This window comes from Streptomyces sp. NPDC048111 (assembly GCF_043202815.1).
In the GTDB taxonomy this organism is placed as follows: domain Bacteria; phylum Actinomycetota; class Actinomycetes; order Streptomycetales; family Streptomycetaceae; genus Streptomyces.
In genome coordinates this window covers 155649-168879 of sequence record NZ_JBIDBD010000001.1, presented here as the reverse complement: position 1 = coordinate 168879, position 13231 = coordinate 155649, and the positions used below count along the sequence as shown (strand labels likewise).

The following is a 13231-nucleotide window of genomic DNA, read 5'->3' as shown; positions in this document are numbered from 1 at the left end:
CCGCCGTCCGCGATGTTGTCACAGGGCGGGGGCGGGGGCTCAAGTGGCAAGTCCTGGGCGCGGGTTGACGCCCCTGGACGCGGCACGGATCGGATCAGTGGCGCAGCAGGGCGCAGACGAAGTCCTCCTCGACGGCGCGCAGCTGGGCGAGCAGTTCCGGGTTGTTCCGGTTCACCTGGGTCGTGACGCTGACCGTGATGCTGCGGCGGCCGTCCGGCGTGCCCGCGCCGAACTGGGTGTAGCCCGCCGTGTTGCCGGTGTGCCCGAGGACGACGCCGCACCGGGTCGTGTACTTGAAGATCCCGAGCCCCGCCCGGTTGGCTCCCGGTCCGGCCGGCTCGGAGGCGCCTTCGACGAAGGTGCGCTGCTGTCGCCGCGTCGCCTCGCCGAACAGCGCACCGCCCGTATAGCCGGCCATGAAGGTGTTGAAGTCCGCCGGGGTGGAGACCACACCGCCCGACGCCCAGGAACCGGAGGCGCCGAACAGGGTGGACACGTCCTCGGGCGGGCCGTCGGGTGCGACGTCGTATCCGTGCAGATAGGGCCTGGGCAGCTGATAGCCGACGGGGAGACTGGTGCCGCGCAGGCCGAGCGGCCGGTAGGCCTTCGAGGCGAGCAGGTCCTCGTAGCGCTGCCCGGTGGCGGCCTCGGCCATCAGGGCGACGGCGATGTTGTCCGAGTTCGAGTACTGGTAGCGCGAGCCGGGGGCGAACTCCACGTCCTCGTCGGCGACGAAGTCGAGCAGGTGCCGTGAGTCGAAGACGTGGTGCGGATCGGCCCGGATCACGTCGACGAAGGCGGGGGACGCGCTGTAGTCCGGCAGTCCACTGGTGTGCTGGAGCAGCTGGCGCAGCGTCACCTCGGCCCAGGCGCGCGGCAGTTCGGGCAGCCGGCGGCCGATGGTGTCGTCCAGGCGGAGCTTCCCGCGGTCGACCAGGCTGAGGGCGACCGCGCCACTGAACGCCTTGGCGGCGCTGGCGATGCGCATGTGGTCGGTGGCGCTCGGAGCACGGTCCGTTCCGAGTTCGGCCACCCCGGCCCGCACCACCCGTACCCGGTCGCCGTCACGCAGCACCGCGATGGCACCGGGCGGCCCGTCCGGACGGTCGACCAGCCGCTGCAGACGGCCCCGCAGTGCCTGGTCCCCGTCGTGTCGGGACACCGCCCGGGCCGGCGCGACCGGCATCAGGGAGGCGACGAGCAGGACGGCGGCCGCGCGCCCGCGATGACGGAGCGGCGACGAACGACGGGAGCGCAGTGACACGGTGACCCTCCGGAAGGCGGCACGGGGACGGGACGGCCCTTCGCCCGGCCGCCCTGCGTCACCCGTCGGTAGGCCATGCATCACCTGCCGCCCTCCGACCGAAACGCCCCGCAACCCGAAGTGACCCACCCAGCCGCGCGACCGGGCGCCGCGCGCGACCCGCGGAGCGAGCGGGCAAGCGGCGCCGCCGTCTCCCACGCGCGCCCTCCCGCCCCCTCTTGAGCGGTCGCTCAAACTGGTGCTAGTTTGCGGTTTGAGCGACCGCTCAAATGGGGGAACTGGGGTGGGACATGGCCACGGGCCTGTACGTGGAATCGCTGATCGACGCCGATCTGGACGTTCTGTGGGAGCGCACCCAGAACCCCGCGCACCACCAGTCCTGGGATCTGCGGTTCACCTCGATCTCCTATCTGCCCCGCGCCGACGGGGAGCCCCAGCGCTTCCGGTACGCGACCCGGCTGCTGCCCTTCCTGTGGGTCGCGGGCACCGGAGTCAGCGCGGGGGAGCGGCAGCGGCCCGACGGCACACGTCTGTCGGCGCTGCGCTTCGCCTCCGGTCATCCGCTCTCCCTGCTCGCGGAGGGCAGCGGCTACTGGCGCTACGTCCCCGGCCCGGCAGGCGTCCGCTTCCTGACCGGGTACGACTACCGTCCGCGCTGGGGCCGCTTCGGCGCCCTGGCCGACCGGGCGGTGTTCCGCCCGCTGATGGGCTGGGCCACGGCCTGGTCCTTCGACCGGCTGCGCCTGTGGTGCGAACGCGGAACCTCACCGCGCGCGGCCCTGGCCCGGGCGCTGGGGGAGTGCGCGGTACGGACGGCCCTGGTGCTCGCCGTGCTGTTCGCCGCTCCCGTCGCCCCACTCGCCCTCGCCTGCGCGGCCGCGCTCCTCGCCGCCCTGCTGCCACCCCTGCCCGGCACGCCCGCCGCGCGCCGCTGTCGGCGCACCCCTTCCGGGCGCACCCGTACTCCCCGCCTGCTCGCCACCTTGGAGACGTCGTGACCTCGATCTTCCACCAGCACATGGGGGCCGACTTCGGTCGGCTGCACCCCGAGATCCGGCGCCGCTTCTCCGTCGGGCTCGACAGCGGCGAGGCATGTGTCGGGCGCGGCACGATGGAGTACATCCGCCACGGTGCCCCCTTCGTCAAGCCGTTCCTGCGGCTCGGCGGAACACGCAACATCCTCGTCCCGCGCGAGGGGCGCCAGGTCCCCTTCGCCATCGAGAACTTCCCCTACACGGACTCCTTCGGCCGGGAGACCGTCACCTTCGTGCGGACCTTCCACCTGCCCGGCGGCCCACACCGTTTCGACGCGACGATGGTGCTGAGCCCCGAGCGCGATTGCATACTCGACTATCTCGGCACCCATCAACACCTCGCCAGCGACCTGCACTTGAGCGCCGAGCCCGACGGCTCGCTCCTCATCCGTTCGGGCGCGCACCGCTTCCGCGAGGGCCCGGTGGACGTCCGCGTCCCGTCCCTGATCGCAGGCGACGCCGAGGTCCGGGAGTCGTTCGACGACAGCACCGGGCGCTTCCGGATCCGCGTCCGGGTCACCAACCGGCGCTTCGGTTTCCTCTTCGGCTACCAGGGCTCCTTCACCGCCACCTATCTGGACGCCGGCACCCACGGCACCCCCTCGCGTCTGCGGCCCGTGCGTGAAGAGGCCCGCGCGTGAGCGCGTCCAGCGGGGCCACGCGCCTCAAGCTGCTGGACGGGGCCCTGCGGACCGTGGTCGAACAGGGCATCGCCAAGACGTCGGCCCGCTCGATCGCGACGACCGCCGGGGTCAACCAGGCCCTGGTCTTCTACCACTTCGGCTCGGTCGACGAGCTCCTCGCCGCGGCCTGTGTGCACGGCGCCGAACAGCGCGTCTCCCGCTACCGCGAGAGGCTCGCCGCGCTCGGCTCCCTGACGGAGCTCCTGGCGTTCGCCCGGGTGATGCACGCCGAGGAGCGGGAGGCCGGTCAAGTGGCCGTCCTGGGGCAGCTGTTGGCCGCCGGACAGACCTCGCCCGCGCTGGCGGCGGCCACCTCCGCCGGGCTCGCGCTGTGGGTCGAGGAGCTGGAGACCGTCCTGACCCGGCTGCTCGCCGCCACCCCCGTGGCCGCCTTCGTCGACCCGGCCGGCCTCGCGCGCGCCACGGCCGCCTCCTTCGTCGGCATCGAGCTGTACGAGGGCATCGACCCGGAGGGGGCCACCCGCGCCCTGGACTCCCTCGAACAGCTCGCCGTCCTCGTCCAGGCCCTCGAAGGCCTCGGCCCGCTGTCGCAGCGCGCCGTCACCCACAAGCTGCGCCGCAGCACCCGCGCCTGACCGGCCGGGCCCGACCGGTTGCCGGGTGCTACGTCGCGTGCCGTGTCGACGCGGCGAATCGGCCCGCGGTGAGGAGGATGGTCGTGGAGCCGGAAGGAGCCCCCGGCGCGCACCGACCGTGACCGGTCCCGGCGCGGCACAGACGCCGGGGGCCGGACGCAGGTGGAAGGAGCGTCCCCGTGACGCACGACGAAGCGGCGCTTGCCCACGTACTGGACGGCGCCCACCGCGCCTCGGCCGCGGAGCTGCCCGGCCTGATCGAGGACGGGGCGCGTCGTCTCGGCCTGACGCGGGCCGTGATGTACCTCGCCGACCTCCAGCAGATCACCCTCGTCCCCCTGCTCGCGCCCGACGCGTCACCGGACGACCCCGTCGACATCGAGTCCTCGCTCGGCGGCCTCGCCTACCGGACCCAGCAGGTCCAGCGGGCGCGCGACGGCGCCGTCGCATGGGTGCCGATGATCGACGGGATCGAGCGGATCGGGGTCATGAAGGTCACGGCCCCCGTGTTGACCCCGCCGCTGCTGGAACGGGCCACGGCGCTGGCGTCGCTCGCCACCCTGATCGTCCTCACGAAGGCGGCCCACGACGACGTGATCGTCCGTCAGGAGCGCACCCGGCCCATGACCATCCAGGCCGAGCTGCTCTGGGCGTTCCTGCCGCCCCGCACCATCGGCACCCGGGACGTGACCTCCGCCGCCGTACTCGAACCCGCCTATGCCATCGGCGGCGACGCCTTCGACCACAACTTCGGCGACGGGGTGCTGCACCAGGCGCTCCTCGACGCCATGGGCCACGACCTGGCGTCGGGCGGCGCCAGCGCGGCGGCCCTCGCCGCCTACCGCGCCACCCGGCGCGCGGGCGGCAGCCTCGGCGACATCGCCGTCACCATCGACCGCACCCTCAGCCGCTGGATCCCGGGGCGGCTCATGACCGCCGTCCTGGTCCGCTTCGACCCCGCCCGCGGCGTGCTCAGCTGGGTCAACTGCGGCCATCCGCCACCGCTGCTCATCCGCGACAAGCACGTCCTGCCGAGCGCGCTGCAACGCCCCGCGGACCTTCCGCTCGGCTTCGGCTTCCACGCGGAGAGCCCGCCCGCCGAACACCACGCCCGGCTCCAGCCGCGCGACCGCGTCCTGTTCTACAGCGACGGCGTCACCGAGGCGCGTTCCACCGCGGGGGAGCAGTTCGGCGAACAGCGCCTGGCGGACACGATCATCCGCACCATGGCCGCCGGCGACACCGCCCCCGAAGCCCTGCGCCGCCTCATTCAGCGACTGCGCAGCCACAAGGACCACCGCCTCAACGACGACGCGACGATCCTCCTGACCGAGTGGCACCCGGCCTGACGACGGGCCATCGCGCCGGGGCCGGCCACGCCGGCACCGGCCGCACGCGGTCCCGGACAAGGCGGTTCCGACCGGCCCCGCGACTCCTCAAAGGGTGATGCGACCCGGGACACCTCCTGCTCCGGGTGCGGCACGAGTTCTGTCACAGCTCTGGGCAACGGTACTTACCTCTTGGTAACTTGCAGCGCCGTTACCTCCAGTAACTCCGCTACCCCCACCCCTGCCCTCCCTCCAGTGAGCCGAAGGAGCCAGCCATGCGTACAACCGCCGTACGGCACCTGGCCATCGCAGTCCTCACGGTCCTGACCGTGACCGCCGCCCCGGCGGCAACCGCTGCGGCCGCCCCGTCGTCCCCCACTCCGTCGGCCCCGTCCGCAGTGACGAAAGCCGCGGGCACCGACGCGTTCTACGCCTACGACGGGAGCGAGCCGCTGTCGTCGTTCGCACCCGGCGCCGTCCTCAAGACGCGCACCCTGCAATACCACCTGCTCGGCATCCCCACCCCGGTCAAGGCGATCCAGCTGCTCTTCCGCACCACCGACGCCCAGGGCCGCCCCTCCGTCGGCGTGACCTCGGTCGTGCGCAGCCCCGGCGGCGACGGCCGCAAGGCCGTGTCGTACCAGTCGGCGTACGACTCCCTGAACCCCGCCGACAGCCCCTCCCGGGCCATCGCCGGCGACGTCAGCCTCGGCGGTCTGCTCCCCACCGCCGAATCGCTCGTCCTGGTCCCGTTCCTGCTCCAGGGCTACGACGTCGTCGTGCCCGACACCGAAGGACAGACCGCCGACTTCGCGGCCGGCCCCGAATACGGCGCCACCACCCTCGACTCGCTCCGGGCCGTCTCCCGGGCCCCCGAGACCGGCATGAGCACCGACACCCGCTTCGGCCTGATCGGCTACTCGGGCGGGGCCATCGCCACCCAGTGGGCGGCCACGCTCGCCCCGAGTTACGCACCGGACATCAACCGCAACCTGGTGGGCTTCGCCGAGGGAGGGCTCCTCGTCGACCCCGCCCACAACCTCAGGTACGTGGACGGCAGCGTCGTGTGGGCGGGCGTCATCCCCATGGCGCTGATCGGCGCCTCGCGCTCCTTCGGCATCGACCTCAAGCCGTACATGAGCAGCTACGGCCTGGAGGTGTACAAGAAGCTGGAGAACGGCTCCATCGTCAACGCCCTCGGCCAGTACCCGGGCCTGACGTGGAAGAAGCTGGCGAAGCCGCAGTACGCGGACCCGAACTCGGTGCCCGAGTTCGTCGAGGCCGTCAACCGCCTCAACCTCGGCTCGGCCGCCACCCCGACCGTGCCCGGATTCATCGGGCAGGGCAACGGCGGCGTCCTGGAAGGCACCTTCAGCAACCTTCCGGGCATCGGCACCGGCGACGGGGTCATGGTCGCCGGTGACGTGCGGTCCCTGGCCCGCCAGTACTGCGCCACCGGCAACAAGTCGATCAAGTACCAGCAGTACGGCGTGCTCAGCCATGTCGGCGCGATCGTGCCCTGGGCACCCGTCGCGCTGGGCTGGCTCAACGACCGCTTCGCGGGCAAAACGGCGCCCTCCGACTGTGGCCGCATCCCGGCGGGCAACTCGCTCGCACCGGAGAAGGTCAAGCCGCTCTCCTGACCCCGCCCCGCCGCAGCACCGCTCGCCCGCCCGGACGTCACCACCGCCGGGCTGGCGTCGGCCACTCCACGCCCCGGCCGTACGGCCCGGACGCGCGCGCCCTCACAGTTGACGCAGCGTCAGGCCGCGCGCACTGTCAGGCCGGGCGGGCATCACATCGCGCCTGGCGTCACACCGCGCCCGGCGTCATACCGCGCCCGGAAGCCTGACCTCCAGCACGCCATGGTCCGTCAGCCGGGTCTCGAACACGGGCTGGGGCGCGGTGGCCGGGCCGCCCACGTTCTCGCCGTCCGCCAGACGGAACACGCTCCCGTGCCAGGGGCACTCGACACATCCGTCGGCCACCGTGCCCTCGGACAGCGGACCGGCCATGTGACTGCACCGGTCGACCAGTACGTGGAACCCGTCCGCCCCGCGCACCACGAGCAGCGCCACCTCGCCCAGCATCCGGCGCTCGGGGCTGCCCTCGGCGAACTCCGTGGCACTGCCCAGCGCATGCCATCCCGGCGCCACCAAGTGGTCCACCGGCTCGGTCTTGTTGGAGCCGACCGCCTGCCGGAAGGCGAGGTGGCCGCCGATCATCCCGCCGACGCTCGCCGCGGTGAGACCCGCGAACCCGAGCACCCTGCCGAGCACCGGCCTGCCCCGGCCGCGCACCACCCAGGAGCCCGTGTACAGACCGATGGCCACGCCGTTGGACAGCGCGTGCACCACCCCGGTCCGCAGCTGCCGCTCGGGCTGCTCCGCCCAGTCCACCCAGCCCGCCCACGCCGCCGGCACGGCCGAGACGACACCGAGGCCCACCAGGAGACGCGCCTGACGCCCGGCACCCGGCACCAGGTCGAGCACCGCGGCGGACGACCACGAACCGATCGGCACCTGCACCAGCACCGGATGCAGCGGATGCCCGATCGGCCGCCCCTGGAGGACGGCGCGCCAGGGCCCCAGGGGCACCGCACGAACCGCCTTCTGCAACGGACCGACGACCTTGTCCAGCTGCTTCGCCTCGCCGAGCGCGTCCAGGGCCTTCACCAGGGCCCGGGAAGGGGCACCACGTCCAGGCGCATCGTCTCGTCCCGGAGAGCCCACCCCGGACGGCGCCGTCTTCGCTGACAGGAATCGCATGGGATCCGGTTAACCCTTGCGGCCCTGTGTCAAACGGCCGGAGGGCGGGGTCCATCCGTACACCGGCCCCGTCGGCGCACCGGCCCCCGCCCGCTGGCGGGCTCGGCGGGGGCCTGATACGGACCGGTGGGGAGGGCGGGCCGAGGGTTTGGCAGGGGCCGTCGGGGGCGGGCAGGCCGCGGCTTACAGGGACCGGCCGGGACGGGCGGGCCGCGGGTTTGATTGACTCGGGCCATGAGCGATCTCTTCGTCAAGATCTGCGGGCTGCGGACCGCGCAGGACGTGGACACCTGTGTCGAGTCGGGCGCCGACGCGATCGGGTTCGTCTTCGCGGCCGGTGCCCGGACGGTCGACGCCGCCACGGCACGGCGGCTCGCCGCCAGGGTGCCGGAGCACGTCCTCACCGTGGGCGTCTTCCGAGGCCAGCCCCTGGACGAAGTGCGGCGGCTCACCCAGGACAGCGGCATCGGCGCCGTACAGCTGCACGGCGACGAGGGTCCCGAATACTACGAGGCACTCGCCGCCGCGGGCCGCACCTTGATCCGCGCCACGACCGCGACCGAAATCCCCCTCCGGCCGGGCGAGTTGGGCGAAGACCTGCTGCTGCTCGACGCCCCCGACCCCGGCTCGGGCAAGCCGTGGAACTGGGCGTCCCCCGACTTCGCCCGTCCCGACGGCCGCTGGATCCTCGCCGGTGGCCTGCACCCCGGCAACGTCCGCCGCGCCGCCGAGGCCACCGGCGCCTGGGGGGTGGACGTCTCCAGCGGCGTGGAGAGTCAACGGGGCGTGAAATCAGGCGAGTTGATCAGGGCATTCCTCGCGGCAGCCCGCGCTTAGGGCCAGCCGCACGGTCCGGCGCACCTACTGGGCGGCGCTCGACCGCGCAGCGCTCGGGCAGAGCGCTCGGGCAGAGCGGTCGGCCGCGCGAAAAATGCCGCTACGGCAGGGCGCGTACGAGGACGAGGGACCCCTCATAGGTCGGGCGGTGGCGCAGATGGCCGAAGGCCTCGTCCCAGGTGCCCGAACCCAGAGCCCGGCGCAGAGAAGCGTCGAACGCCTGGCGTGCGGTGTCGTCGATGAAGCTCCAGGCCGAGCACGCCTGGCGCGCGGCGGGATCGAGCAACATCTCGGGGCGGCCGTAGTACGCCTCGTTGAACCCGTCCGTGCAGTCCAGCGGGATGGGAACGGGCTCCACCGTGACGGTGCCGCCGAGCGCGGCGGTGACATGGTCGAGCGGGGGATGGCGCCGGGCCTCGGTCTCCAGGACGTCCGGCGCGTACTCGTACAGCCAGAAGTCGCAGACGCGCGCGGGGTCGCAGGTGAGGACGACGACGGGGCCGCGCGTGACCCGCCGCATCTCGCGCAGTCCGGCCGCGGCCTCGGACCACTGGTGGACGCTGAAGAGCGTCATCGCGGCGTCGAACTCCCCGTCGGCGAACGGGAGGTCCTCGGCGACGGCGTCGATGGCGGTGGCGAGCCGGGCGGGACGCCGGACCCGCATCGCCAGGGACGGCTCCACGGCGGTGGTCGCCCGGCCCTCGCTCTCGTACGAGCCGGTGCCCGCGCCGACGTTCAGCACGGTGCGGGCATCACCGAGCGCCTGGGCGATGACGCGCGCGATGCGCTCGTCGGGGCGCCGGTAGGAACGGCGGGCAGGTGCGCCGATGCCGACGTCCGCCGTCGCGCCGTGACCGACATCGCCGGCGCTTCCTTCGTGGGTGCACATGACCATAGGGACCTCGCCTCGTGGGCCTGGACCGGGAGGGTGGCCCCCGCGTCCCGGACGACATCCACCATCTTGCATGTGCGAGCGTGTCACGCATAGAAGATGCGCACATGCTTGGCTCATTCGCCAAAAACCCGAGCATGTGCTGCTGTGCGTTTGGAGGTTGCGCGGTGCCTGCGCCTGTCGCCGGGCGCGTCCCCGCCGGGCCGGTGCCCCCTCAGGCGGCCTGTTCCCCGCCGTGCCGATCGGCGTTCCCGGGAGCGGGGCGCTCGGTGAGCCGGCGCTCGACGCGCCGCATACGGCCGAGGTTGACGCGCCGCATCCACGCCAGGCCCCCCATGAAGACGAAGGCGAACGCCAACCAGCCGATCCCGGCCGCCAGATGTCCGCTCACGATCAGCCACACACCCAGGCCCGCGAACATCACCAGCAGCACGGGGAAGAACCACAACGCCTTGCCGTGCATCAACCTCAGGCGCCGCCGCACCAGTTCGAGCATCGCCTGCCGCAGCGCCGGGTCGTCGGGAATGTCCTCGCGGCGGACGCGTCGCTCCAGGACCGGAACGTCGTCGGTCGCGACACCGGACGCATGTGCGTCCGCCCGCTGCCGCTTGCGGCTCATCGCCGTGAACAGGGCCGCGTAGAACCCCGCACCGATCACGATGGACACCCAGTTGTCGAGACCGTTGAAGAGCAGCCGTATTCCGGCCCCGACGACGAGCGCCGCCAGACCCACGGCCCACCACTGGTCGATCCAGCGCCGCTGGTGCGTCAAGTCCGTTTCCCGAGCGGTCATTTCGTCCCCCTCCGACCACGGAGCGCACCCGCGGCGCCCCCTCGGGCGGCCGAGTACCCGCAGACCCCGATGTGACACGGGTCACCCCGCTCGTCACAGGTCAGGGCCGGGCGCGGCGGCCTCCGGGAGGGTTCCGCGCGGCGCTTGCCGGACGGCAGCTCCGGAGCGGCCGGGGCGCGCGTGGCGCCGGGCCAGGGCCGTAACGGCGAGTTACGTTGCGTCCCATGACGGCAGAGACAGAGCACGGACCGGACGAATCGGCCAACGTACGCGAGGCCCGCCGCGCGATCGAGGAGTACCTGAGCCGTACGTCGGGAGACCCGCGCCGGCGCGGTGCCGGCGCCGGGTCCGGAGCGGACGGGCAGCCCACGGCGGGGGACCGGATCGACGACCGCGTGGCGGAGTGTGTGGCCCGGGAGGCGTGGGACGCGGTCCAGGAAGCCACCCCGCCGCCGCCCGACCCCGAGGCGGGCCCGGCGGAGAAGACCGAACCGTCCCCGGAACGCGCGGAACTCCACCGCCGGGCGGTGGCCATCGCCCGAGGACTCCAGGAGCTCGGCCATCACCTGGACGAAACCCTGCGTCCCGGCCCCGACATGGCCGCCGGCTGAGCACCGCCACCGCGCCGCAAGGGCCGCACCACACGACGCCGCAGCAGCACAACGGCGCGTGAAGGAGCGCTCGTTGGCGTGTGAGGCGTCGTCCGATGCGTCGGGAGGGTCGCCGCGCCCCCTGGCCGGATCCGCCCCTTCGGGGGAGGGTGTGCAGGGGGAGTGGCACGTCTTGCGCGAGGACCCGTGCCGCAGGACATCGACGTCGACCTGCCCGCCGTGCCGGAGCCATCGAGCCCGGGCCGTCCGAACCAGCTCTGGTCCTGGGTCCCGGCTCGGGCCCAGACCCCGGGGCAAAACCCGGGCGCCCGGGTCCCAGCACGAGAACCTCGGACGACGACGGACGGAGGATCGATGACGACGCATCAGAACCCGGACCGCGAACAAGGACGCACCACCACCGCTGAGGGGCGAGCCGGACACGTCAGAGGCGGGTTCAAAGACGTGTGCGGAGGCGGGTGGGGAGCGGCAGCCGCCCTACGCCGATGGAGACGCCGCGCCGGAGTGGTGGTGGCGGCGCCGACGCTGGCGGCCCTCACGGTGATCGCGGCGCCGGCGGGGCCGGCCGGTGCGGTACCCCCGGGCAGCTACGTCTTCGTCAGCAACATCGGCGCCGGAAACGTGTCCGTGGTGGACACCACCACCAACACCGTGACGGCCACGATCGCCGCCGGCACCGGCCCCCGCGCGATAGCCGTGGCGCCGGACGGAACCCGCGCCTACGTGACCAACTACCAGAGCGGCAACGTGACGGTGATCGACACCGCCACCGACGCCGTGACCGCCACCATCGCCGTCGGGCACCTGCCGGAGATGGTGGTCGTGGCCCCGGACGGCACCCACGCCTACGTCGCCAACAGCAACGACAGCAGCGTCTCCGTGATCGACACGGCCACCAACGCGGTGACCGCCACGGTCCCCATCAGCGCGGGCCAGACTCGCGGAATGGCGATCACGCCCGACGGAAGCCGGGTCTACGTCACTTCCGGGGAATACCAGGTGTCGGTGATCGACACCGCTACCAACGCCGTGGTGGCCACGGTTCACGTGGGCAACAGCCCGATCGCGGTGGCGATGACGCCCGACGGCAGCCGTGCGTACGTCAGCAACGCGAGCAGCGACAGCATGTCGGTGATCGACACCGCCACCAACACCGTGACGGCGACGATCGCCGTCGGCTACGACCCGCACGGAGTGACGGTCGCCCCGGACGGCGCCCACGCGTACGTCGCCAACTACGCGGACCACACCATGTCGGTGATCGACACGGCCACTGGCACGGTGACCGCGACGATCCCCGTCGGCAGCTATCCCTGGGAGACGGCGGTGGCCGAGGACGGCGGGCACGTGTACGTCACCAGCAGCGGCGGGGGCGGCGTCGCCATCGTCGACACCGCCACCAACACGGTGGTCGGCAATGTCGGTATCGGCGGCTATCTGCTCGCCGCGACGGCGGCGAGGGTGCGCCCGGCGGCGGCCGACATCGACGTCGACCTGACCGCCCACGCGAACCTGCTGCTCCCCGCTTCGATCGGCTACACGCTGACGGCCGGCAACACCGGCCCCGGCGCGGTCGGCGCGGCAACCGTCACCGCCACGCTGCCCGCCGGCGCCACCGCCACCCACGTCTCACCCGGATGCGTGACCGCGGGGCGCACCGTGACCTGCACCTTCGGTCCCATCGCCAAGGGCGGTTCCGCGACGGCCACCTTCCGAACGCCGCTGTCGCTGCTGAGCCTGGGCCGAGTCACCACCACAGCGACGCGCACCATGTCCACCCCCACCGACCCGAACCCCGCCAACGACACGGCATCGGCGTCGTGCACGGTCATCTCGGTGCTGCTGGCCAGTTGTTGACGGTCTGTCAGTAGACCGGCCGAGGGGTGCCCCCCCGTCAGTGGCCACCCCTCGGCGGCTCGCAGCCGGTGCCGTCGGGGTAGCCGGCGAAAGCATCCGCCTTCGTGGTGTCCGAGCCCATCGTGCCCTCCACGCACCAGGGGGAGGCGCCGATGTCGATGAGGAAGCCGACCCCGCTGGTCCCGTTCCCGTACGTCTGCACCTTGCCGGGTGCGAAGCCGAGACGCGTAAGCGCGGTGCGGACATTCGCCGGGGCGAAGTCGCCGTGGCGGCGCAGGGGTTCGAGCGTGTTCTTGACGCGGCCGACAAGGGCGAGCCCGTCACAGCGGCTCTGTCCATGGAGCGCGATCGGAACCCTGAAACCGTGGTTCTCGGCGTAGTGGTCCGTCGGCGCCACGGTGGAACTCGGGCTGGTCACGGGCGCGGGCGGCGTCGGCCTGCGGCTCTCGCCGGGACACGGGATGTCGGCCGGCTCGCTCGGCGTGGCCGTGCCCGTGCGCGCCGTACGGGACGGTCCGACGAGCCTCGCAATGACGAGCAGTGGTGGGGCCGTTTCGATCATTCATCG

At 72.8% G+C, this 13231-nt stretch carries 13 protein-coding genes; 8 read left to right on the top strand and 5 right to left on the bottom strand.

From position 1 onward, the window contains the following. Positions 1-94 precede the first annotated feature (94 nt). The gene (locus ACGF3I_RS00760) at positions 95-1186 is read right to left on the bottom strand and encodes a serine hydrolase domain-containing protein (RefSeq protein ID WP_393129075.1); all 1092 of its coding nucleotides are present in this window, start codon (positions 1184-1186) and stop codon (positions 95-97) included. Between the two features lie 368 nt (positions 1187-1554). Between ACGF3I_RS00760 and ACGF3I_RS00755 the strand changes: the two genes are divergently transcribed. The 5 genes from ACGF3I_RS00755 (at position 1555) to ACGF3I_RS00735 (ending at position 6548) form a co-directional block, all read left to right on the top strand. Next, entirely contained in the window at positions 1555-2262 is a 708-nt protein-coding gene (locus tag ACGF3I_RS00755; protein ID WP_393128327.1) for a hypothetical protein, read from the top strand. Next, the gene (locus tag ACGF3I_RS00750) at positions 2259-2939 is read left to right on the top strand and encodes a DUF4166 domain-containing protein (RefSeq protein ID WP_393128326.1); all 681 of its coding nucleotides are present in this window, start codon (positions 2259-2261) and stop codon (positions 2937-2939) included. The genes ACGF3I_RS00755 and ACGF3I_RS00750 overlap by 4 nt, the downstream gene beginning before the upstream one ends. After that, complete coding sequence (locus ACGF3I_RS00745) at positions 2936-3577, top strand: TetR/AcrR family transcriptional regulator (RefSeq protein WP_393128325.1); 642 nt, start codon at positions 2936-2938, stop codon at positions 3575-3577. The genes ACGF3I_RS00750 and ACGF3I_RS00745 overlap by 4 nt, the downstream gene beginning before the upstream one ends. 179 nt (positions 3578-3756) lie before the next feature. Then, on the top strand, positions 3757-4926 hold the full coding sequence (locus ACGF3I_RS00740) for a PP2C family protein-serine/threonine phosphatase (protein ID WP_393128324.1): 1170 nt from the start codon (positions 3757-3759) through the stop codon (positions 4924-4926). A gap of 254 nt (positions 4927-5180) precedes the next feature. Next, complete coding sequence (locus tag ACGF3I_RS00735; protein WP_393128323.1) at positions 5181-6548, top strand: lipase family protein; 1368 nt, start codon at positions 5181-5183, stop codon at positions 6546-6548. A 186-nt stretch (positions 6549-6734) separates the two neighbouring features. Here the strand turns inward: ACGF3I_RS00735 and ACGF3I_RS00730 are convergent, their stop codons facing one another. Continuing rightward, positions 6735-7580: a Rieske 2Fe-2S domain-containing protein gene (locus tag ACGF3I_RS00730; protein WP_393128322.1), complete on the bottom strand. Its 846-nt coding sequence runs from the start codon at positions 7578-7580 to the stop codon at positions 6735-6737. 327 nt (positions 7581-7907) lie between these two features. Between ACGF3I_RS00730 and ACGF3I_RS00725 the strand changes: the two genes are divergently transcribed. Then, the gene (locus tag ACGF3I_RS00725; protein ID WP_393128321.1) at positions 7908-8510 is read left to right on the top strand and encodes a phosphoribosylanthranilate isomerase; all 603 of its coding nucleotides are present in this window, start codon (positions 7908-7910) and stop codon (positions 8508-8510) included. A 100-nt stretch (positions 8511-8610) separates the two neighbouring features. Here ACGF3I_RS00725 and ACGF3I_RS00720 read toward each other — a convergent pair whose 3' ends face one another. After that, on the bottom strand, positions 8611-9399 hold the full coding sequence (locus tag ACGF3I_RS00720) for a class I SAM-dependent methyltransferase (RefSeq protein WP_393128320.1): 789 nt from the start codon (positions 9397-9399) through the stop codon (positions 8611-8613). 217 nt (positions 9400-9616) lie between these two features. Then, positions 9617-10195: a hypothetical protein gene (locus ACGF3I_RS00715; RefSeq protein ID WP_393128319.1), complete on the bottom strand. Its 579-nt coding sequence runs from the start codon at positions 10193-10195 to the stop codon at positions 9617-9619. A gap of 224 nt (positions 10196-10419) precedes the next feature. Here ACGF3I_RS00715 and ACGF3I_RS00710 point away from each other — a divergent pair, with 224 nt between their 5' ends. Together ACGF3I_RS00710 and ACGF3I_RS00705 are read left to right on the top strand one after the other, a co-directional pair. Continuing rightward, positions 10420-10806 (top strand): hypothetical protein, encoded by a 387-nt coding sequence (locus ACGF3I_RS00710; RefSeq protein WP_393128318.1) that lies wholly within the window; start codon positions 10420-10422, stop codon positions 10804-10806. Positions 10807-11316: 510 nt separating this feature from the next. After that, positions 11317-12663 (top strand): beta-propeller fold lactonase family protein, encoded by a 1347-nt coding sequence (locus ACGF3I_RS00705; RefSeq protein WP_393128317.1) that lies wholly within the window; start codon positions 11317-11319, stop codon positions 12661-12663. Between the two features lie 37 nt (positions 12664-12700). On the opposite strand, the gene ACGF3I_RS00700 is transcribed toward ACGF3I_RS00705, so the two are convergent. Continuing rightward, complete coding sequence (locus ACGF3I_RS00700; RefSeq protein ID WP_393128316.1) at positions 12701-13225, bottom strand: hypothetical protein; 525 nt, start codon at positions 13223-13225, stop codon at positions 12701-12703. Between the last annotated feature and the right edge of the window lie 6 nt (positions 13226-13231).